General features: G+C 72.1%; 17 protein-coding genes. 10 read left to right on the plus strand and 7 right to left on the minus strand.

Translation table 11 applies throughout. The features are described from left to right. Positions 1-68: 68 nt before the first annotated feature. From IEZ07_RS12180 to IEZ07_RS12190, 3 genes are all read right to left on the minus strand, one after another. Positions 69-1,301: a cytochrome P450 gene (locus IEZ07_RS12180; protein WP_191894846.1), complete on the minus strand. Its 1,233-nt coding sequence runs from the start codon at positions 1,299-1,301 to the stop codon at positions 69-71. 208 nt (positions 1,302-1,509) lie between these two features. Then, positions 1,510-2,766: a cytochrome P450 gene (locus IEZ07_RS12185; RefSeq protein WP_191894847.1), complete on the minus strand. Its 1,257-nt coding sequence runs from the start codon at positions 2,764-2,766 to the stop codon at positions 1,510-1,512. A 79-nt stretch (positions 2,767-2,845) separates the two neighbouring features. Further along, positions 2,846-4,471, minus strand: a complete 1,626-nt coding sequence (locus IEZ07_RS12190; protein ID WP_191894848.1) for a GMC family oxidoreductase — start codon at positions 4,469-4,471, stop codon at positions 2,846-2,848. Positions 4,472-4,645: 174 nt separating this feature from the next. On the opposite strand from IEZ07_RS12190, the gene IEZ07_RS12195 reads away from it, so the two are divergent. Both IEZ07_RS12195 and IEZ07_RS12200 read left to right on the plus strand, forming a co-directional pair. After that, positions 4,646-6,181: a long-chain-fatty-acid--CoA ligase gene (locus IEZ07_RS12195; protein ID WP_191894849.1), complete on the plus strand. Its 1,536-nt coding sequence runs from the start codon at positions 4,646-4,648 to the stop codon at positions 6,179-6,181. A 237-nt stretch (positions 6,182-6,418) separates the two neighbouring features. Further along, positions 6,419-7,819, plus strand: a complete 1,401-nt coding sequence (locus tag IEZ07_RS12200; protein WP_204054332.1) for a GGDEF domain-containing protein — start codon at positions 6,419-6,421, stop codon at positions 7,817-7,819. A gap of 131 nt (positions 7,820-7,950) precedes the next feature. On the opposite strand, the gene IEZ07_RS12205 is transcribed toward IEZ07_RS12200, so the two are convergent. The 3 genes from IEZ07_RS12205 to IEZ07_RS12215 all read right to left on the minus strand — a co-directional run bounded on the left by IEZ07_RS12205 (position 7,951) and on the right by IEZ07_RS12215 (position 12,517). Continuing rightward, the gene (locus IEZ07_RS12205) at positions 7,951-9,210 is read right to left on the minus strand and encodes an SAM-dependent methyltransferase (protein ID WP_191894851.1); all 1,260 of its coding nucleotides are present in this window, start codon (positions 9,208-9,210) and stop codon (positions 7,951-7,953) included. 14 nt (positions 9,211-9,224) lie between these two features. Next, positions 9,225-10,574 (minus strand): FAD-binding oxidoreductase, encoded by a 1,350-nt coding sequence (locus IEZ07_RS12210; RefSeq protein WP_191894935.1) that lies wholly within the window; start codon positions 10,572-10,574, stop codon positions 9,225-9,227. A 158-nt stretch (positions 10,575-10,732) separates the two neighbouring features. After that, positions 10,733-12,517 (minus strand): serine/threonine-protein kinase, encoded by a 1,785-nt coding sequence (locus IEZ07_RS12215; RefSeq protein WP_239319795.1) that lies wholly within the window; start codon positions 12,515-12,517, stop codon positions 10,733-10,735. A 186-nt stretch (positions 12,518-12,703) separates the two neighbouring features. On the opposite strand from IEZ07_RS12215, the gene IEZ07_RS12220 reads away from it, so the two are divergent. The 5 genes from IEZ07_RS12220 to IEZ07_RS12240 all read left to right on the plus strand — a co-directional run bounded on the left by IEZ07_RS12220 (position 12,704) and on the right by IEZ07_RS12240 (position 16,576). Then, a complete protein-coding gene (locus IEZ07_RS12220) occupies positions 12,704-13,837 on the plus strand; it encodes a CaiB/BaiF CoA transferase family protein (protein ID WP_191894852.1) in 1,134 nt (377 codons plus the stop codon). Between the two features lie 211 nt (positions 13,838-14,048). Continuing rightward, positions 14,049-14,894 carry an ABC transporter ATP-binding protein gene (locus tag IEZ07_RS12225; RefSeq protein WP_191894853.1) on the plus strand — a complete coding sequence of 282 codons (846 nt, stop codon included), beginning with the start codon at positions 14,049-14,051 and terminating at the stop codon, positions 14,892-14,894. Next, positions 14,891-15,727: an ABC transporter permease gene (locus IEZ07_RS12230; protein ID WP_191894854.1), complete on the plus strand. Its 837-nt coding sequence runs from the start codon at positions 14,891-14,893 to the stop codon at positions 15,725-15,727. Before IEZ07_RS12225 ends, IEZ07_RS12230 begins: the two co-directional genes overlap by 4 nt. A 49-nt stretch (positions 15,728-15,776) precedes the next feature. Then, complete coding sequence (locus IEZ07_RS12235) at positions 15,777-15,980, plus strand: helix-turn-helix transcriptional regulator (protein ID WP_191894937.1); 204 nt, start codon at positions 15,777-15,779, stop codon at positions 15,978-15,980. Beyond that, positions 15,977-16,576, plus strand: a complete 600-nt coding sequence (locus tag IEZ07_RS12240) for a hypothetical protein (RefSeq protein WP_191894855.1) — start codon at positions 15,977-15,979, stop codon at positions 16,574-16,576. Before IEZ07_RS12235 ends, IEZ07_RS12240 begins: the two co-directional genes overlap by 4 nt. Positions 16,577-16,651: 75 nt before the next feature. On the opposite strand, the gene IEZ07_RS12245 is transcribed toward IEZ07_RS12240, so the two are convergent. After that, positions 16,652-17,119 (minus strand): GyrI-like domain-containing protein, encoded by a 468-nt coding sequence (locus tag IEZ07_RS12245; protein WP_068898777.1) that lies wholly within the window; start codon positions 17,117-17,119, stop codon positions 16,652-16,654. A 183-nt stretch (positions 17,120-17,302) separates the two neighbouring features. Here IEZ07_RS12245 and IEZ07_RS12250 point away from each other — a divergent pair, with 183 nt between their 5' ends. The 3 genes from IEZ07_RS12250 (at position 17,303) to IEZ07_RS12260 (ending at position 20,153) form a co-directional block, all read left to right on the plus strand. After that, positions 17,303-18,742, plus strand: coding sequence for a GuaB1 family IMP dehydrogenase-related protein (locus IEZ07_RS12250; RefSeq protein ID WP_191894856.1), 1,440 nt, complete (start codon positions 17,303-17,305; stop codon positions 18,740-18,742). A gap of 102 nt (positions 18,743-18,844) precedes the next feature. Next, complete coding sequence (locus IEZ07_RS12255) at positions 18,845-19,420, plus strand: YflT domain-containing protein (protein WP_191894857.1); 576 nt, start codon at positions 18,845-18,847, stop codon at positions 19,418-19,420. Between the two features lie 253 nt (positions 19,421-19,673). Then, on the plus strand, positions 19,674-20,153 hold the full coding sequence (locus IEZ07_RS12260; RefSeq protein WP_191894858.1) for a hypothetical protein: 480 nt from the start codon (positions 19,674-19,676) through the stop codon (positions 20,151-20,153). Positions 20,154-20,279 lie beyond the last annotated feature (126 nt).

The following is a 20,279-nucleotide window of genomic DNA, read 5'->3' on the forward strand; positions in this document are numbered from 1 at the left end:
CGTCGCCCTGCCGGGGCCGGCCGGGCCCGACGAAGCCGACGGGCCCGGCCGGGCCGACGGGGCCGACTTCAGAAATCGCACCGCAGATGCTTGATGCCGTTGATGAAGGTGGAGCGGAGACGGTCGGGCTCGCCGGCCGAGCGGATCTGCGGGAGCCGGGTGAACAGCTCGCGGAACATCACCGTGATCTCCCGCCGGGCGAGGTGGGCCCCCAGGCAGAAGTGCGGCCCGGGCCCGCCGAAGCCCACGTGCGACCCCTCGGTCCGCAGGATGTCGAAGCGGTGGGGGTCGGTGAAGACCGACTCGTCCCGGTTGGCAGCCCAGTAGTAGAGCAGCACCTTGTCGCCCTTGCGGTACAGGTGGCCGTTCATCTCGTGGTCGCGGGTGACGGTGCGGCGCATCCAGGTGACCGGGGAGGCCAGCCGTACGATCTCCTCGACCGCGCCGGCGATGCGCCCGTCGAAGTCGGCCAGGAGCAGTTCCCGCTGGCCGGGGTTCTCGGTGAACAGGTGCAGGCCGTGCGAGATGGCGTTGCGGGTGGTCTCGTTGCCCGCCACCACCAGCAGGATGAAGAACGAGCCCAGCTCCTGCATCGTCAGCTTCTCGCCGTCGATGTTGGCGCTGGTCAGCGAGGTGATGAGGTTGTCCCCGCCCGCATCTGCGAGGGAGACGACCAGGTCCTGCAGGCGCTGCCCCGCGCCGAGGAGCAGTTCGGCCGCGCGGGCGGGGTCGTCCATGAACTCGGGGTCCCCACCGGACAGGATGATGTTCGACGCCTCGAAGACGGTCCCGTAGTGCTCCTCGGGGATGCCCATCATGTCGCAGATGATCTTCAGTGGGAGCCGGGCGGCCACCTCGGTGACGAAGTCGCACCCGGGACCCCCCGCGACGAGGGCGTCGACGATCCGGGTGGCCTCGGCCTGGACGTCGGCCTCGAACTGGCCGATCATCTTGGGGGTGAAGGCCCGGGAGACGATGCGCCGCAGTCGCGCGTGCCGGGGATCGTCCATGTTGATCATCGAGCCGAAGTACTCGTTGAACTCCGCGGGCAGGTCCTGGATGCTCGTCGAGCTCCGGCCCGAGCAGAAGACCTCCGCGTTGCGGCTGGCGTCCACGACGTCGGCATGCTTGACCAGCGCATAGTAGCCCGGCCCCGCCGGGGCGAAGGGGATCTCCGGCTCGGGGAAGCGGACCGGGCCGGGCTGGGCGCGGAGCACGGCGAAGGCCGCCTCGCGCTCGGCCGTCGGCCGCTCCCAGAATGCCAGGTCGGAAAGGTCGATCTCGCCCAGCGAAACCGTCACACGAGCCTCCACTAGAACAGCATTCGGTTTCACCGATCCTGCCACACCGCCTCGACCCCCGCCACCCCTCCGCGCCCGGCGGATCAGGGGGCGCCGCGGCTCCGGCCGGACGGTCACGACCGAGAACACGTTCCACCGGTGATGGGCCCGTCCCGCGCTTCGCACCGGACCGTGCCGCTGCCCCCCGGACCGCCACGACCCGGACGCGTCAGGTCGCGTACGGCAGGTGCTTGATGCCGTTGATGAAGTTGGACAGCAGGTAGGAGGGCTCTCCGGTGGAGCGGATCCCCGGCAGCCGGGTGAGCAGTTCGCGGAACATCACGGTGATCTCCCGGCGGGCGAGGTGGGCGCCCAGGCAGTAGTGGGGGCCGGGACCGCCGAACCCGACGTGCGGGTTGGGGTGGCGGGTGATGTCGAAGGCGTCCGGATCGGCGAAGACGGACTCGTCGCGGTTGGCGGAGTTGTAGAAGAGGAGCACCTTGTCGCCCCGCCGGTAGTCCATGCCGTTCATCGAGTGGTCGCGGGTGAGCGTCCGGCGGAACTGGATCACCGGGGTGGAGTGGCGGACGATCTCCTCCACCGCCCCGGCGATGCGGCCCTCGAAGTCCTCCGTCAGCAGCGCGCGCTGCTCCGGGTGGTCGGTGAGCAGTTTCAGGCCGTGCGAGATCGCGTTGCGGGTGGTCTCGCTCCCGGCGACCACGAGCAGGATGAAGAACGAGCCGAGCTCCTGCGGGGTGAGGGACTCCTCCCCGTTGACCAGCAGGCTCGTCAGGTCGCCGGTGGAGCGGCCCCGGCGCTCGCGGCCGAGCCGGGCGGCCAGGTGGTTGAGCTCGCGGCCGGCGCCCATCAGCTTGACCAGCCCGCGCGCGACGTTCCAGCGCCTGAGCTCGGGCTGGATGCCGGTGTACTCCGGGTCGGAGTTGCCCAGGATGATGTTGGTGGCGCGGAGCACCCGGCCGTGGGCCTGGGGCGGGACACCCATCATGTCGCAGATGACCTGGACCGGCAGGCGGGCGGCGATCTGGGTGACGAAGTCGCCGGGGCCCTCCGCGATCGCCTCGTCCACGATCCGGGTGGCCGCCCGCTGCAGGTCCTCCTCCATCTTGGCCAGGATCCGCGGGGTGAACGCCCGCGAGACGATGCGCCGCAGCCGCGCGTGCCGGGGATCGTCCATATTGATCATCGAGCCGAAGTAGACCGCCAGCCACCGGGGCAGGTCCACGATGCTGTTGGCCGACGGCTCGCTGCTGAAGACCCCGGCGTTCCGGCTGGCCTCGGAGACGTCCGCGTGCCGTACCAGCGCGTAGTAGCCGGGCCCGTGGCCGACGAAGGGGACCCTGTTCTCCTTGACGAACACGGGCCGGTCCAGCTCGCGGAGGCGCTTGAAGGCGTCCGCCCGCTCGGACTGCGGGAGGGACCAGAACGGGATCTCTGACAGGTCGATGTCCGCCGTGTTCACCGTCATGACCCCAGATTTCGGCAAGTGCTCACTTACGTCAAGTGTGAACCGTGCCACATCCCCTCACCCGGCCGCCGCCCGGTCGTCACGCGACCGCCGCGCCGCCGGTGGTTCGCCCGACCGCCGCCCGGTCCGCCGCGACCAGCTCGGCGGCCCTCTCGGCGATCATGACCGTGGGGGCGTGGGTGTGGCCCCGGTTGATGACCGGCATGACCGAGGCGTCGGCGACGCGCAGCGCGGAGATCCCCCGGACCCGCAGCGACGGATCGACGACCGACTCCTCGTCCGCGCCCATCCGGCAGGTGCCGACCGGGTGGTAGAGGGTCTCGCTGCGCTCCCGGATCCAGCGGACGAGCTCCTCGTCGGTCTCCGGACCCCAGTACGGGGCCATCGGCGGCCCCGTGAAAGGCGCGAGGGCCGCGGTGGCGAACAGCTCCTTGGCCCGGCGCAGCCCGGCCACCTGCCGCCGGACGTCGGCCTCGGCCGTCAGGTAACCGGGGTCGATCACCACGTCGCGGCCGCTCAGCGTGATCCGGCCGCGGCTCTCCGGCTGGAGCAGGATCGAGGCGATGGTCAGCCCGTGCCCGGACGGCGGCGTCAGGCCGTGGTCGACGAACGGGCCGGGGGCGAAGATCAGCTCAATGTCGGGAGCCGGCTCGGCGGGGCCGGTGCGGATGAAGGCCACCGCCTCGCCGACGTTGGAGGTGAGCATGCCGCTCCGGCCGATCAGGAAGCGGAGCAGGTTCGGCACCGACTCCGCCCCGGCGAGCGTGACCGGCCGGGGGCACTGCAGGAAGATCCCCGAGGCCAGGTGGTCCTGGAGGTTGGCGCCCACCTGCGGCAGGTCGCGGAGCGGCTCGACGCCCTCCGCGCGCAGTTCCCCGGCCGGGCCGACGCCGGACAGCATCAGCAGGTGGGGCGAGCCGATCGCGCCGGCCGACAGGATCACCTCCCGCCGCGCGCGCACCACCGTGCCGCCGGGGCCGGCGGCGCCACCGGAACCGCCCGGTCCCGGGCCCGGGCCGTACTCCACGCCCGTCGCGCGGCCGCCCTCCAGGAGCACCCGGCGCGCGTGCGCGCCGGTGACCACGGTGAGGTTGGGCCGCCTGAGCGCGGGTCTGAGGTAGGCGTCGGCGGCGCTCCAGCGGCGGCCTCGGTTCTGCGTGACGGGGGTCGGGCAGTAGCCCTCGTTGGAGGGGCCGTTCAGCTCCTCCAGCCGGGTGAGCCCGAGCTCCTCGCAGGCCGCCAGGAACGCGGCCGTGGTGACGTTGGGACTGCGCAGCTCGGAGATGTGGATCGGGCCGTCGCCGCCGTACACCCCGCCGCGGTTGCTGCCGACGCGCCGCTCGGCCCGCCGGAAGTACGGCAGGACCTCGTCGTAGGACCAGCCCGGCACGTTCCAGCCGTCGTAGTCGGCCCGGTGCCCGCGGACCCACATCTGCGCGTTGAGCGAGGAGGAGCCGCCGAGCATCCGGCCCCGCGGCCAGTACAGCTCCCGGCCGGACAGCCCGGCCTGCCCGGCGGTGGTGAAGTTCCAGTCGCACGGCGTCTTGAAGAGCTTGGCGAACCCGGCGGGCATGCGGACCTCGAGCTTCGCGTCGGAGCCGCCCGCCTCGAGCAGGGCGACGCTCACCGACGGGTCCGCCGAGAGCCGGTTCGCCAGGACGCATCCCGCCGACCCGGCTCCCACGATCACGTAGTCGTACTCCATGCGCACTGCCCCTTCTCCGGCGGACGGTCGGCTCGCCTCCCCCGTGAGCGGACTCTTACCTGCATACGCTCCGGTGCTTTGCCCGTCAATTTGTAACCTTCCTTACCTACCGGTAGGTATGCTGCGCCTGCCAGGATGAACGGGCCAGAGCTTGTCCGGAGGAGGACCCAACCCATGCTCAACCTGTCGATCGTGCTGGAGGACAGCGCCCGGGAGTGCCCCGACCGCACCGCGGTGGTCTACGGAGACCTGCGGCTGCCGTACTCCCTGGTCAACACAGTCGCGAACCAGGTTGCCAACCTGCTGGTCTCGCGCGGGATCGGCAAGGGCGACAAGGTCGCGCTCGCCTGCCCGAACCTGCCGTACTTCCCGTTCGTGTACTTCGGGATCCTCAAGGCCGGGGCGACCGTCGTGCCACTCAACATCCTGCTGCAGGCCCCGGAGATCACCTACCACCTGCAGGACTCCGAGGCCAAGGCGCTCTTCTGCTTCGAGGGGCTGCCGGACCTGCCGCTGGGCGAGCGCGGCCGGCAGGGCTTCGAGGGCGCCGAGGGCGCCGAGCACTTCTTCGTGCTGCCCGCCACCCCCTTCGCCACCGAGTCGGCGCACGGCGAGACGATCTGGGCGGCGCTGGACGGCGTCTCCGGCGAGTTCGAGACGGCGCAGACCGCACCCGACGACACCGCCGTCATCCTCTACACCAGCGGGACCACCGGCCGCCCCAAGGGCGCCGAGCTGACCCACATGAACATGCTGATGAACGCCATGGTCTCGGACGAGATGTACCCGCGCGCCGAGGGCGGCGACGCCTACCTCGCGGTGCTGCCGCTCTTCCACTCCTTCGGCCAGACCGTGGTCATGAACGCCGGGTTCCGCCGCCGCGCCACCCTCGTGCTCCTGCCGCGCTTCGAGCCCGGCCCCGCGCTGGAGCTGATGCGCAAGGAGAACGTGACCCTGTTCGCAGGCGTGCCGACCATGTACTGGGGCATGCTGACGAAGATCCACGCCGACGGCGACGAGGTGCCCTCCTCTCTCACCACCGCGGTGGCGGGCGGCGCGTCCTCCCCGGTCGAGGTCCTCAAGGACTTCGAGGCCACCTTCGGCATCGGCATCCTGGAGGGCTACGGCCTGTCGGAGACCTCCCCGGTGGCCAGCTTCAACCAGCTCGGCAGGCCCACCAAGCCCGGCACCATCGGCACCCCGATCTGGGGCGTGGAGATGAAGCTGGTCGACGGCCAGTGGAACACGGTCGAGGGCGAGGGCCCGGGCGAGATCGCGATCCGCGGGCACAACGTGATGAAGGGCTACTACAACCGGCCCGAGGCGACCGCCGAGGTCATGAAGGACGGCTGGTTCCGCACCGGCGACATCGCCACCAGGGACGCCGACGGCTACTACACGATCGTCGACCGGGCCAAGGACATGATCATCCGGGGTGGCTTCAACGTCTACCCGCGCGAGATCGAGGAGGTCCTGATGACCCACCCCGAGGTCTCGCTGGCCGCGGTGGTCGGCGTCCCGCACGACTCGCACGGCGAGGAGGTCAAGGCGTACGTCATCCGCACGCCCGGCGCCGGCCTCACCGAGGAGCAGCTGATCTCCTGGTGCAGGGAGAACATGGCGGCCTACAAGTACCCCCGCGTCGTCGAGTTCCGCGACGCGCTGCCGATGACCGCCACCGGCAAGATCCTCAAGCGCGAGCTCCGCTAGTCCCGCGTTCCGCGGAGCCCCCGAGTCCCCTCCGGGATCTGAGGGCTCCGCGCCTCCGGAGGGCGTCCGCCGCCGCGCCCGGCGGGATCACCCAGGTCACCCGGATCGCCCGGATCCCGGCCGGTCGCCGCCGCGACCGGCCGGACTCCTCAGGTTCCGGCCCGCGGTGCCGACAGGACGGACATGACGGTCGGGAAGACAGGGCTTTTCCTCACTGCGGCGGTCGCGGCCTCAGCCGTGACCGCCGCCACGTACGCATCGACGCTGGGCCAGATCCTCTACTTCGCCGTGTACGGCGCGGTCTGCGCCCTGGCGTGGTGGGCGGCGCTGCGCTCCGGGGCGGGGGCCGCCCGCCGGCCGTGGTTGCTCATCGCGCTCGCCCAGACGCTCTGGCTGACCGGCGACGTGATCGAGATGGTGTTCTTCCTCACCGGGGAGGTGCCCCCGGTCGGGATCAGCGACGTCCTCTGGCTCGGCGGCTACCCCCTCATCGCCGCGGCCCTGGTCCTGATGGCCCGCCACCGGGCGCCCGGCAGGCTCCGCGCCGGCGCGCTCGACGCGCTGACCCTCGCCACCGTGGCCGCCCTCGCCTCCTGGCAGTTCCTGATCGAACCCCTCTTCGGCGAAGGCCTGAGCCTCGCCGTGACGATCGTGCCCGCCCTCTACCCGGTCGGCGACATCGTGCTGCTGGCGGCCGCGCTGTTCCTCGTCCTGTCCCCCGGCGAGCGCGGCACCCCGACCTACCTGCTGCTCACCGCCGTCTTCACCTACCTGGCCGTCGACCTCGGCTACAACCTGCTGCCCTACGTGCTCGACTACTCGTACGTGGAGCGGCTCGGGGCCGGGCTGCTGCTCGGCCACGCGGTGCTCGTCGCGGCCATGCTGCATCCCGGTCACGCCGAGCTGACCCGTCCCGGCTCCCGCATGGGCACCCTCCACCCCGCGCGGGTCCTCTTCCTCGGCATGGCGCTGCTGGGCACGCCCGCCCTGGCCCTGCGGCACTCCGGTTTCAGCGGTGAGGAACTGGCGCTCATCCTGGCCGGTTCGGGCTGCGCGGCCTTCGTGCTGACCCGGTTCACCATGGCGGTCCGCGAGCAGGAGCGGATGCAGGCCCAGATGGCCTACCAGGCGCACCACGACCCGCTGACCGGGCTGGCCAACCGGACCGTGCTGCACGACACCCTGGAGCGGGTCATGCGTGCCCCCGGCACCGGGGTGGCGGTGCTCTACCTCGACCTCGACGGGTTCAAGGCCGTCAACGACACCCACGGCCACGAGGCCGGCGACGCGGTGCTCGGCGCGGTCGCCGAGCGCCTGTCGGCCGCGGTGCGCGGCGGCGACCTGGTCGCCCGCCTCGGCGGCGACGAGTTCGTCCTGCTCTGCCCCGGGGCCTCGCACGACGACGCCGTGCGCCTGGCCGAGCGCGTCCTGCGCGAGGTCTCCGCTCCGGTGCCGTTCCGGGGGCACGAGCTCTCCGTCGGAGCCAGCGTCGGCATCGCCGCCTGCGCCGGCGAAGCGTCCGGCAACGCCGCGGTGGGGATCCTGCGCGCGGCCGACACCGCGATGTACTCGGCCAAGCGCCTCGGCAGGGGCCGCTGGGTCACGGCCGACTCCGCCGACCCGATCATGGCCGCCTGACCGCGCCACGACCAGCGGTCCGGTCGGCCGGGGACCACGGTGGTCCGCCCTCCCGAAAAGGCCGCGTCACCCCGCCCGGCGCGGCGGGGACCGCGGCGGCCGTCCGGACGAGCCGCGGTCCCCGCGCCGGGTCAGGGCCAGTCGCGGGCCGGGCGGAGCGGCATGCGGGCGCCGCCCTGGGAGTCGAGCCTGCTCGCCAGCACCTGGTGGAGCTGGATCTTGTTGCGCTCGAAGCCGACCACGCAGCCGGCCATGTAGAGCCGCCAGACCCTGGCCCGGCCCCGGCCCACCTCCCGGACGGCCTCCTCCCAGTGGTCGTCGAGGTTGGCGGACCAGTGGCGGAGGGTCTGGGCGTAGTGCTCGCGGAGGTTCTCCTCGTGGCGGATCTCGAAGCCGTTGTCCTCCATCTCGCAGACCAGGGTGCCCACGGACTCCAGCTCCCCGTCGGGGAAGACGTAGCGGTTGATGAAACCGCCGACGTTGATCGTCTTCTCCCTGCCGGTGGGCCGGGTGATGCAGTGGTTGAGCAGGCGCCCGCCGGGCACGAGCTTGCCGTACAGGAAGCCGAAGTAGAACGGCAGCTGGTCCCTGCCGATGTGCTCGGTCAGGCCGATCGAGCTGACCGCGTCGAACCCGGTCTCCCTGACGTCGCGGTAGTCGGAGTGCCGGATCTCGACCAGGTCGCCGAGCCCGGCCTCGGCGACGGCCTTCTGCCCCCACTCCGCCTGCTGCCGGGAGAGGGTGACGGCCAGCACCTTGACGCCGTACTCGCGGGCGGCGTGGATGGCCATGCCGCCCCAGCCGCAACCCACGTCCAGCAGCCGCATCCCCGGCGCCAGTCCCAGTTTCCTGGCCACCAGGTCGAACTTGGCGAACTGCGCCTCCTCCAGGGACGCCTCCGCGGTGGGGAAGACCGCGCAGGTGTAGGCCATGGAGGGGCCGAGCACCCACTCGTAGAAGGTGTTGGACACGTCGTAGTGGTGGTGGATCACCTCGGCGTCCCGCCGTTTGGCGTGCCGGCTGCCGAGCCTGGCCATCATGCTGCGCCGTACCTCCTGGGCGGGGGGCGGCAGCCACATCGTCAGGGGCTTGACGCCCAGGGCCCGGACGGTGGCGAGCTTCTCGGCCACCGTGAGGTCGTTGATGGTCAGCGACCACATCCGCGACAGCAGGGTGTACATGTCCCCGTGCACGTCGAGGTGGCCCGACACGTACGCCCGGGCGAGACCCAGTTCGCCGGGCGCCTGCGCCAGATAGGCCACCGCGATGGGGGATTTCACCTCCAGGGTGACTTCCGCGTCGGAGGGACCGGCCTTGCTGCCGTCGTAGGCGGCGAAACCGATGCCCGCATCGGGACCGACGACGTTCTCGAAGATCTCCGCGAGCCTCACAGAAGCAAACCTCCCTAGCGCCCCCGTACGCACTTGTCGTAGAGATCGAGCAACCGGCCGCCGGGGTCGTACGCCCGTTTGACCGGCCAGTAGGCGTCCCCGTTGTAGAGGCGCCAGAATTCGTCCCGGGGGTAGAACGACGTGGAGTAAAGAGACTTGTGGCCCTCGATCGCGTGCACCTCGTGCTCGATCAGCCGGTTGTGGTAGCCGTCGAACTGGCCCCGGGGCAGTGGGACGACCCCCCAGAAGCCGAAGTTCACGTACAGCCGGCCGGGCTCCAGCGGATAGAGCGGCCACTCCTCCGCCGACCTGAGCGGGCACATCCAGACCGGCGTCATGCCGACCTTCTCGTGGAAGAACTCCAGGAAGTCGGCGCCGCGCTCGACCGGCACCTCGATGTCCTGGATGACCGACTCGTGCACGGGCCTGCCCTGCCAGCGGTCCAGCCGGGCGGTCACGCCGTATCTACGGTCGAGGCCGACGAGCCTGCGGTAGACGTCGGACCGCATCCACCGGCGCGGCATCAGCGAGCGCACCAGCGGATCCTGCACCCCGAACGCGCGCGAGCACCAGAACCAGTCGGTGTCCCAGCGCCACAGGTAGTCGCGGACGGTCAGCCAGTCGCGGGTCCTGGTCCTGATCGACTGGTAGTAGATCCGCATGCCGGTGTAGTCCGAGACGTACGGCGCGCGCTCGGCGAACCGGCCGAGGGTGATGTAGAGCTCGTCGGGGGCGAAGAAGGTGCCGTCCACGAAGTCGACCGGCTCGCCGTCGTGCTCGCCCCGCTCGCAGATCTCGTTCATGGCGAGCATGCACTTGTGGGCGTCGGTGAACTCCAGGTGCGTCAGCCGGACGTACGGCCGGACCGGCTTGAGGCGGATCCGGATCCGGAGCGCGTAGCCGAGCGTGCCGTAGGAGTTGGGGAAGGCGCGGAACAGCTCGCGGTGCTCGTTGTCGTCGCGGGCGACGACGACGCGCCCGTCACCGGTGAGGATCTCCAGCTCCTCGACCGACTCGTGCGGCAGCCCGTCCCGGAAGCTGGTGGACTCGATGCCGAGACCGGTCACCGCGCCGCCGAGCGTGATGGTCTTGAGCTGGGGCACGACGTACGGCATGAGCCCGTGCGGGAGCGTGGCGTCCACGAGGTGCTCGTAGGTCGTCATCCCCTGGACCTCGGCGGTCATCGCGACCGGGTCGACCTCGATGACGCGGTCCAGGTCCCTGGCGGAGAGCCGGGCGGCGCGGGCGCCGTCACGGAACCGGAAGAGGTTCGTGGTGGCCTTGGCCAGCCGGGGCGCGGCCCCGGAGGGGATCGCCGCGTAGGACTCCCTGATCTGCTCGACCGCCCGCCGGTGCGCCGACATAGGTGTCGTGGGCGTCACAGGACATCACCCCCAGGCTCTCGACAGGAAAGATCGCCTCTAGCACGTTATCTCGCCGATGCCCGTGCGACCAGGAGGGGTGCGTTAAACGCGCGAAAACTCTCGGGACGGGGGAGGGAGGGGCCTCCCGGTGCGCCGTGTCATCCCTCGCGCTCCAGCCGGAAGCTGTCGAGCACCCGGCGCATCATGGCCTGGTGCCTGTCCCACTGGGACTCCGCGGCGGTCCAGGTGAGCACGATGGCGGTGTCGCCGAGCTCGACGAAGCGCCGCACCTCGCGGTAGTCCGTGCCGGGCGAGGCCCACTCCGCTCCGCCCCCGCCCTTCATCACCCAGCCGAACCGCCAGTCGAGCGCCCTGCCGTACCGGGTGGGGACCTCGGCGGTCTCCTCGGCGGAGATGTCGCTCCACCGGCCGATCTCCTCCCGCAGCGTCTCCTGGACCGTCTCCAGCCCGGAGACGGGGCGCAGCACCTCCACCGACATGTGCGCGTCGCCGCGGGGGCTGGTCCAGTGGGTGTATCCGGTCTCGGCGATGTGCTCCGGCTTCCAGCCGGCCGGGTAACGGATGGACCACCGCTCCGGGTCCTCGCCGTTCCACTGCTCCGTCCCGGCTTCGGCGGCGGCCACCCGGCGGCTCCGGGTGGGCTTCGGGGTGGGGGCGGGCGGCTCCTCGGGGGTCGCGGAGCGGATCTTCTCCTCCTCCGGCGCCGGGAGGCTCTCGGACGGGCCCGGGTCGGTCCGGGAGGCGGAGCTCTCCCCCGCCCCGGACATGATCCATCCGGCGGCGCCGGCGCCCGCCAGGAGCACCGCCAGCACCGCGGCCACCGCCGCCGGGACCCGCACGCCGCGGGACCGCGGGGAGTGCCGGGCGGGGGCCGCACGGCCGTCCCCGCGGCCGGCGCCGTGCCGCCCCGCGTGCTCCCCGACGGGATGGCCCTGCACGGTACGGCCCTGCACGGTACGGCCCTGCGGAGCGCGGTCCTGCGGGAGGCCGTTCCGGGACGGATGGCCGTGGGACGGATGGCCCTGTCCCGGGCGGCCGCCCGGGTGTCCCGGCGCGGTGCGGCCGGGGGCCGTGCGGCTCTCGGCGGTGCGGCCGAGCGGCCCGGACGGCTCCCCGCTCACCGCGGCCAGCAGCGCGTCCGCGTGCCCGGCGGTGAGACGGTGCGCCGGGTCACGCTGGAGCAGCCCGGCGAGGACCTCGCGCATCGCCGGGTGGACCCGGCCGAGGTCGGGCTCCTCGGTGAGGAGCGCCCCCAGGGTGGCCATGGCGTCGCGCCGCTCGAACGGCCCCCTGCCGTCCGTCAGCATCGCGTACAGCGTGGCGCCGAGCGACCACAGGTCCGACCAGGGGCCGGCGTCGGTGCCCACGGCGCGCTCCGGCGGCAGGAAGCTGGGCGAGCCGGTGACCATGCCGGTCTGGGTGAGCGAGGCGTCGCCCTCCACGGTGGCGATGCCGAAGTCGGTGAGCACGGCCCGGCCGTCCGGGGTGAGCAGGACGTTGCTCGGCTTGACGTCGCGGTGCAGGATCCCCGCCCGGTGGGCGGTGTGCAGCGCCGAGAGCACCTGGCGGCCGATCGCGGCCACCTGGGGCACCGGCAGCGTGCCGACCTCGTCCAGGCCCTGCGCCCTGACCAGTTCCATGATGATCCAGGGGCGGCCGTCCTCCTCGGCCACGTCGTAGACCGCGACGATGCCGTGGTGGTTGAGCCGGGCCGCGGTCCTGGCCTCGCGCGAGGTGCGGGTCAGCTGGCGCTCCTGCTCCGCCGGGGACAGGTGCGGCGGGAGCAGAACCTCCTTGACGGCGACCGGGCGGTCGAGGAGCGTGTCGTGCCCCTCCCACACCACGCCCATCCCGCCGCGGCCGAGCTCGCGCATCAGCCTGTAGCGCCCGGCGATCATCCGTTCCCCGTGCGGATATGCCATACGACTCTCCCCGTTGCCAAACCGACGGCCGCAAGTTTCCCACAGGTGGAGGTCGGCGGGTGGGGCGTCTTGCCAGGGCGATCCGAATGTTGTTCTACTTGCCCGGAGGGGAAGCCCGGCGTCACCGGGCGATCGTCCGCCACGACCGCGCCCGGCCGCGTTCCGGGGCGCACCGAGGAGTCACCGATGGATCACACGCCCAGGAAGGGCCCGTTGGCCGGGGTCCGCGTGCTGGAGCTGGCAGGACTGGCCCCGGGACCGTTCGCCGGGATGATGCTGGCCGACCACGGTGCCGAGGTGCTGCGGGTCGAGCGGGTCGCCGCCGTGGCCGCCGCCGGGGACCGGCCGCGCCGCGACGTGATGGACCGCGGCAAGCGGACCGTCGGGCTGGACCTGAAGTCGCCCGAGGGGGTCGCCGCCTTCAAGGAGCTCGCCGCGCACGCCGACGTCGTCATCGAGGTCTTCCGCCCGGGCGTCGCCGAGCGGCTGGGCATCGGCCCGGACGACCTGCACGCCGTCAACCCGCGCCTGGTCTACGGACGCATGACCGGCTGGGGCCAGGACGGCCCGCTGGCGCCGACCGCCGGGCACGACATCGACTACATCGCGATCTCCGGCGTGCTGTCGATGCTCGGCCGCGCGGGCGAGAAGCCCACGCCGCCGATCAACATCCTCGGCGACTTCGCCGGCGGCGGCCTGATGCTGGCGTACGGCGTGCTGCTCGCCCTGATCGAGCGGGAGCGCACCGGCGCGGGCCGGGTGGTCGACGCCGCCATGGTCGACGGGGCGGCCACGCTGTTCGCGATGTTCTACCACGGCGTGCAGTCCGGCTTCTGGGGTCCGCGCGGCACCAACCTGCTCGACACCGGTTCGCCGGTGTACGACACCTACGAGACGGCCGACGGGAGGTACATGGCGGTGGGCGCCCTGGAACCGCAGTTCTGGGCGCAGATGGTCTCGCTCATGGGCCTGACCGACCTGCCCGACCGCGAGGACCGGGCCAACTGGCCCGCCCTGCGCGAGCGGCTGACCGAGGCGTTCCGGTCGAGGACGCGCGCCGAGTGGGAGGCCGTCTTCGACGGCACGGACGCGTGCGTCTCCCCCGTGCTGGACATGGCCGAGGCCTCCGACCACCCGCACAACCGGGCGCGCGGCACGTTCGTCGAGGTGGGCGGGGTCCGGCAGCCCGCCCCGGCGCCCCGGCTGCTGGGCGTGCCCGGGCCGGACCTCTCCCCCGCCACCCGGCTGGCGGATCTGTCCTCCTGGGGCCTGCCGGACGGGACCGCCGCGAAGCTGCGTGAGGCCGGGGTGCTGGCCTGACAATGAGGATGCAGGTGAACGCCTCCCAGGAGAGCCTGGCTCTCGGCCTGACTGACCGAGGTGTCTTCAACGGGATCTGCCGGCTCGGCCCGGGAGGCGTTCGTCTGCGCTGACCGGACGCCTCTCCGAGGGCGGCACACCTGAACACAGGTGTGCCGCCTTTCGTCGTAGGACTTGCTCGAGATGTAGTACTTCTACTACATTCATTCACATGAGTGCTGCAGTGAGTGTGCGCGGCCTGCGGATGAAGTACGGCGCGGCCGAGGTGTTGCGAGGGGTCGACCTGGAGATCCGGCGCGGGGAGATCTTCACCCTGCTCGGCCCCAACGGCGCCGGGAAGACCACCACGATCGAGATCCTGGAGGGCTTCAGGAACCGGTCGGCCGGCGAGGTGAGCGTGCTCGGCACCGACCCGGAGAGGGGCGGCGACGCCTGGCGGGCCAAGCTGGGGATCGTCCTGCAGAACTGGCGCGACCACAACAAGTGGGGCGTCCGGGAGATCATCGCCCACCTGAGCGAGTTCTACGACGACCCACACGACCCGGACGGGCTGCTGGCCGCCGTCGGGCTGACCGGGCAGGCCGGTCAGCAGGTGGGCCGCCTGTCCGGCGGGCAGCGCCGCCGGCTGGACGTGGCACTGGGCATCGTCGGCCGGCCCGAGCTGCTCTTCCTGGACGAGCCGACCACCGGCTTCGACCCGGAGGCGCGGCAGGAGTTCCACCTGCTGCTCGAGAAGCTCGCGGCCGACGACGGCATGACGGTGCTGCTCACCACGCACGACCTGGTCGAGGCCGAGAAGCTGGCGCACCGGACCGCGATCCTGACCGGCGGCCGCATCACCGCCTGCGGGACCCCCGCCGAGCTGGCGCGGGCCGTACAGGCGCAGTCGCGGGTGCGCTGGCTGGAGGACGGCCGCGAGCGGACCCTGACCACCGACGACCCCTCGCGGGCGGCGTGGGAGCTGCACGAGAGGTTCGGCGGGCCGGTCCCCGGACTGGAGATCCGGCGGCCGTCGCTGGAGGAGAGCTATCTGGAGCTGATCGGGAGGGCCGCATGAACGGCAGGGCACTGCGCATCGGGATCAAGCGGGGCTGGGCGGAGCACATGCAGCTGCTGCGCAACCGCAGAGAGCTGACCACCACCCTGGTCGGCACGGCGGGCATCTTCGCCCTGCTGCTGCTCTGGATCGGTGACGAGCAGGTGAAGGGGACGGACGTGTCCTCCGGCATGTTCATGACCTCCGGCTTCCTGGCCTTCACCGTCTTCTCCAACGCCCTGATGACCCTGCCGATGGCGCTGGCCGCCGACCGGGAGGAGGGGACGCTGCTGCGGCTGCGGACCGTCCCCGGCGGGATATCCGCCTACCTCGTCGGGCGGGCGGTCACCCTGCTCTGCCAAATCGCCGTGCAGAGCGCGCTGATCCTGGCCACCGGCGTCGTCGTGGGCGGCGCCCCGCTGCCGCACGACTGGCCGACGCTGCTCTGGGTGCTGCTGCTGGGCACCGTGGCCGTCGTCCCGCTGGGCGCGGCGATCGGCTGCCTGCTGCCCGGCCCGAAGGCGGCGGGCGCGGTCCTGGGCCTGCCGATGATGGGCCTGATGGTCACCTCCGGGGTCATGCTCCCGGTGACCTACATGCCGGAGGCCGTGCAGTGGATCGCCCAGGCGTTCCCGCTCTACTGGCAGGGACTCGGCCTGCGCGCGGCGTTCCTGCCCGACGCGATGCTCGCCGCGGAGATCGGCGGGAGCTGGCGCCTGCCGTACGTGGCGGCGGTGCTGGCCGCCTGGGCGGTGGCCGGCATGCTGCTCGCCCCGGTGCTGGTCCGCCGGGTCACCCGGCGGGAGTCCGGCTCGCGGCTCGCCGAGCGGCAGCTCGCCGCCCAGTCGTCATGACCCGCAGGAGGCCGCGGTGAGTTCGGAAGAGGTCCACAACCGCATCCCGATGCTCCGGGCCGAGCGCGGCGTGTCGCGCAAGGAGCTCGCGACGGCGCTCGGGGTGCACTACCAGACCATCGGCTACCTGGAGCGGGGCGAGTACAGCCCGAGCCTGTACCTCGCCCTGCGCATCGCCGAGTACTTCGAGGTCCCCATGGAAGTCGTTTTCTCGTTGAAGCCGTTCCCGCGGCTGGGAAGTGAACCGAAATGACCGACGGGCGCAAGGCCCCCTGGCGGATCAGCCAGGCCGAGGCCGTGCAGATGGACATCCTGCCGGGCTGGTACGCCACCCGGGGCCGCCGCCGGCTGCTCGCCGCGACCGGGGCGTTCTCCCTGGGGCTCGCCTGGGCCATGGCGGGGGTGGTGTGGGTCGCCGGCCCGGACGAGGGGGCGCGCTGGATCGTCCTCACCCTGCTGGCGGTCATGCTGGTGATCTACTTGCCGGCCGTGACGCTGATGAACGTCGCCACCCGGGGCATGACCGCGCTCACCGAACGGAACCTGGACGAACGCCAGGTGGGCGAGCGGCTGCGGGCCACCGCCGTGGCCCACCGCCTGATGACCCGCCTGCTCGCCGCCCTCGCCTGCCTGACGCTGGTCGTGGGCCTGCTGCGCGGCCGCGAGCACATGGTGCCCGGATCGACCCTGCTCTACCTCTCCCTGGCCGTGGCGCTGACCCACTTCGTACTGCCGCTGATCGTCTCCTGCTGGCGGATGCCCGACCCGCCCCCGGACGACGAGGACGAGGACGAGCGGTCCTCGTCCGCCGGTGGCGGGGCGGCCGGCGCACCGGGGATCGGCGCATAGGAACGGCACCCCGGCGCACCGGCGCTGATGGTCGGCGCGTCGGGGCCGGCGGTCAGTGCATCAAGGCCGCGGTGGTCAGTGCATCGGCGGGAAGACGGCCACGTAGAGGTCCACGCCCTCGCGGTGGTGGACCTCCAGGTCGGTGCTGAAGGCCCGGGGCGGGGTGCCGCCGGACTCGGTGTGCTTCCACAGGCGCTGCCACGACTCCACCAGCGCGCCCGGCATGGACCCCCGGGCCTCCAGCTTCAGCGCCGGCACGCCCGGCACGCGGACCGCGACCATGCCCTCGGGCAGCGCGGCCGCGGTGCGCACGGCCACCCCGACGATCTGCGTGTAGAACCCGTGGTGGTCGCTCTCGTAGTCGGTCAGCACCGCGTACAGGTTCTCGTCCACCCGTCCCGGGACGTGCGCGAAGGCCCCCGGGACGCCCGCCCGCTGCCACAGCGCCGGCAGCTTCGCCCGCGCCGGGTCCAGCTCGTCGGCGTTGGACGTCCGTACGGCATGGCCCACGACGAGCATCTCCGGCCGGTCAACGACGTTCACAGCGCCTCCTCATGCGACCACCCCGACAAACACGCAAACCGGATCTTAGTGCTCATCGTGACCGTCCAGCCCCCATGGCCGGCCTGGAAACGGGGAAGGAACACCGCTGACCGCCCACACATAAGGTAGTGCCAGTCAGCTCCCCGGCCCTGACCGGCCGGACTTCCACACTGTAGGTGCCTGGTGAAATTCCTCAACGAGACGACTCCGACCCACGACCTGACCTACAGCGACGTGTTCATGGTCCCGGCGCGCTCCTCGGTCGGCTCGCGGCTCGCCGTCGACCTGTCCACCTCCGACGGGACCGGCACCACGATCCCCGTCGTCGTCGCCAACATGACAGCGGTCGCCGGGCGCCGCATGGCCGAGACCGTCGCCCGGCGCGGCGGCATCGCCGTGATCCCGCAGGACATCCCGATCGACGTGGTCGCCGAGGTCGTCGACTGGGTCAAGCGGCGCGACCTGGTCCACGACACCCCCCTGACCCTCACCCCGCACGACACCGTCGGCGCGGCGCTCAGCCTGCTGCCCAAGCGCGCCCACGGCGCGGTCGTCATCGTCGACGACGCGAACCGCCCGATCGGCGTGGTCACCGAGGCCGACTGCCAGGGCGTCGACATGTACGCCCAGCTCTCCCAGGTCATGTCCGACCACCTGCTCGCCCTGCCCGCCGGGCTCGACCCGCGCGAGGCGTTCGACCGGCTCCACGAAGGCCGCCACCGGCTCGCCCCGGTCGTCGACCGCGACGGACGCCTGGTCGGCATCCTGACCAGGACCGGCGCGCTGCGCGCCACCCTCTACCGGCCCGCCGTCGACGGCTCGGGCCGGCTGCGGATCGCCGCCGCCGTGGGGGTCAACGGAGACGTCGCCGCCAAGGCGAAGGAACTGCTGGAGGCGGGGATCGACTGCCTGGTGGTGGACACCGCGCACGGTCACCAGGAGAAGATGATCGGCGCCCTCCGGTCGGTCCGCGCGCTCGGTCCCGGCGTGCCGGTCGTCGCGGGCAACGTCGTCACCGCCGGCGGCGTGCGCGACCTGGTCGAGGCGGGCGCGGACGTCGTCAAGGTCGGCGTCGGGCCGGGCGCCATGTGCACCACCCGGATGATGACCGGCGTCGGCCGCCCGCAGTTCTCCGCCGTCCTGGAGTGCGCCGCCGAGGCCCGCCGCCTGGGCCGCCACGTCTGGGCCGACGGCGGCGTCCGCCACCCCCGCGACGTCGCCCTGGCCCTGGCGGCCGGGGCGGCCAACGTGATGATCGGCTCCTGGTTCGCGGGCACCTACGAGTCCCCCGGGGACGCCCGCACCGACGCCGACGGCCGCAGGTACAAGGAGAACTACGGCATGGCCTCGGCCCGCGCGGTGAAGCTCCGCACCGCCGAGGACTCCCCCTTCGACCGGGCCCGCAAGGCGCTGTTCGAGGAGGGCATCTCCACCTCCCGGATGTACCTCGACCCGCTCCGGCCCAGCGTCGAGGACCAGATCGACGCCATCGTGGCGGGCCTGCGCTCCTCCTGCACCTACGCCGGCGCCTCCACCCTGGAGGAGTTCCACGAGCGCGCGGTGGTCGGCGTGCAGAGCTCGTCCGGATACACCGAGGGGATGCCGCTCCACCAGAGCTGGTGAGCCCGCCGTCCCGGGCGGATTCCGCCCGGGACGCGCATTCCCCGGCGCATCATGGGTAGCCGCTTCTCCCGAGCCACAACCACTCGGAAAGGCGACAGGACCATGACACAGTTGCACATGGGCGTCGAGGCGCCGGTCGTCGTCGACCGCAGGACTCTGGTCGGCTACGACAACTACGCAGCCGCGCAGCGGACCGTGGACGCGCTCTCGGACGCCGGGTTCCCCGTGGAGAACGTCGCGATCGTCGGCAGCGACCTGCGCATGGAGGAGACCGTCACCGGACGGATGACCAACGGCCGGGCCGCGCTCGCCGGCGCGGGCAGCGGCCTGGTCTTCGGACTCGTGGTCGGGGCGTTCCTCGGCCTGTTCACCTCGACCACGCTCTCCTTCTTCGTGCTGGTGCTCTGGGCGGGCCTGTGGGGCGCCCTGATGGGGGCCGCGTTCGGGTTCCTCAACCACTTCTTCACCGGCGGCAAGCGCGACTTCGCCTCGCGCAGCGCCATCGTCGCGGGCCGCTACGACGTGCTGGTCGCGGCCTCGCACGTCGACCACGCCCGCGCCGTCCTGGACGGCGGCGCGCGCCCGGCCGACACCGTGGTGGTCGAGCCGCCGGCCTCCGCAGGCGTCTACGACCCCGCGGCCCAGCGGCCGATCGCCCCGGAGCAGCGCCGGCCCTGAGAACCCGGACGCCGACCCGTGCTCCGCTCCGGAACCTCCGGCCCGCCGACCGCGCGAAGAGCCACCCGCCACCCTGCACCCCGTGCCGGGTGGCTCTTTCTTCCACCCGGTACGACTTCTGTCACCCCGACCCTGACCACGTGTAGCGATCATCGCTGCGCCGTGCGTAGTCTTCTCCCTGCGGACACGCGTCTCCCTCAACCGTGTCGACCCCTTCTCTTCCCCTTTTCCGCGACAACGGCGAGGAGCTGTCGTGTCAGACGCGACGTCAGAGATCCGCATGCGTGCCCTGGAGCTCGGGGTGGCCGAGCTCCGCGTGGAGGCCCACGAGCACCGGGCGACCACCGCGGCCATCTTCGAGGTCCTCAAGGACCTGCGCACGATCACGGGTGAGCTCAAGACCACGACCGACGAGCTCAAGGTCACCACCGACGGACTGAAGGCCACCACCGACGGCCTCAAGGTCACCACGGAAGAGCTCAAGGTCACCACCGAGGAGCTCCGCAAGGGGCAGGACGAGCTCCGGGCCACCACGGAAGAACTCCGCAAGGGGCAGGACGAGCTCCGTCAGGAGATGCGGGCCGGATACGCCGAGCTCCGCGAGGAGATCGTCACGGTCAAGCGCTCCGTCGGCAACCTCGAGCTCTCCATGAAGCGCGTCGAAGGCGACGTGGCCGAGCTCAAGGCCGGTCACATGGAGCTGCGGAACCTGTTCGCGGACCTGGTCCGGTAGTCGTCCCGCCCCGTCCGGGAGCGGTCGGCGGGCCGTCGGGGTCCCCGCCCCCGTGCGACGGCCCGCCGCGGTCCCGTCCGAAACGCTCACGGGCTCCCCGGAGCGGTCCGGGCGAGCCCGGACCCG

It is taken from the genome of Planomonospora parontospora, assembly GCA_014647935.1.
GTDB classification, from domain to species: domain Bacteria; phylum Actinomycetota; class Actinomycetes; order Streptosporangiales; family Streptosporangiaceae; genus Planomonospora; species Planomonospora parontospora.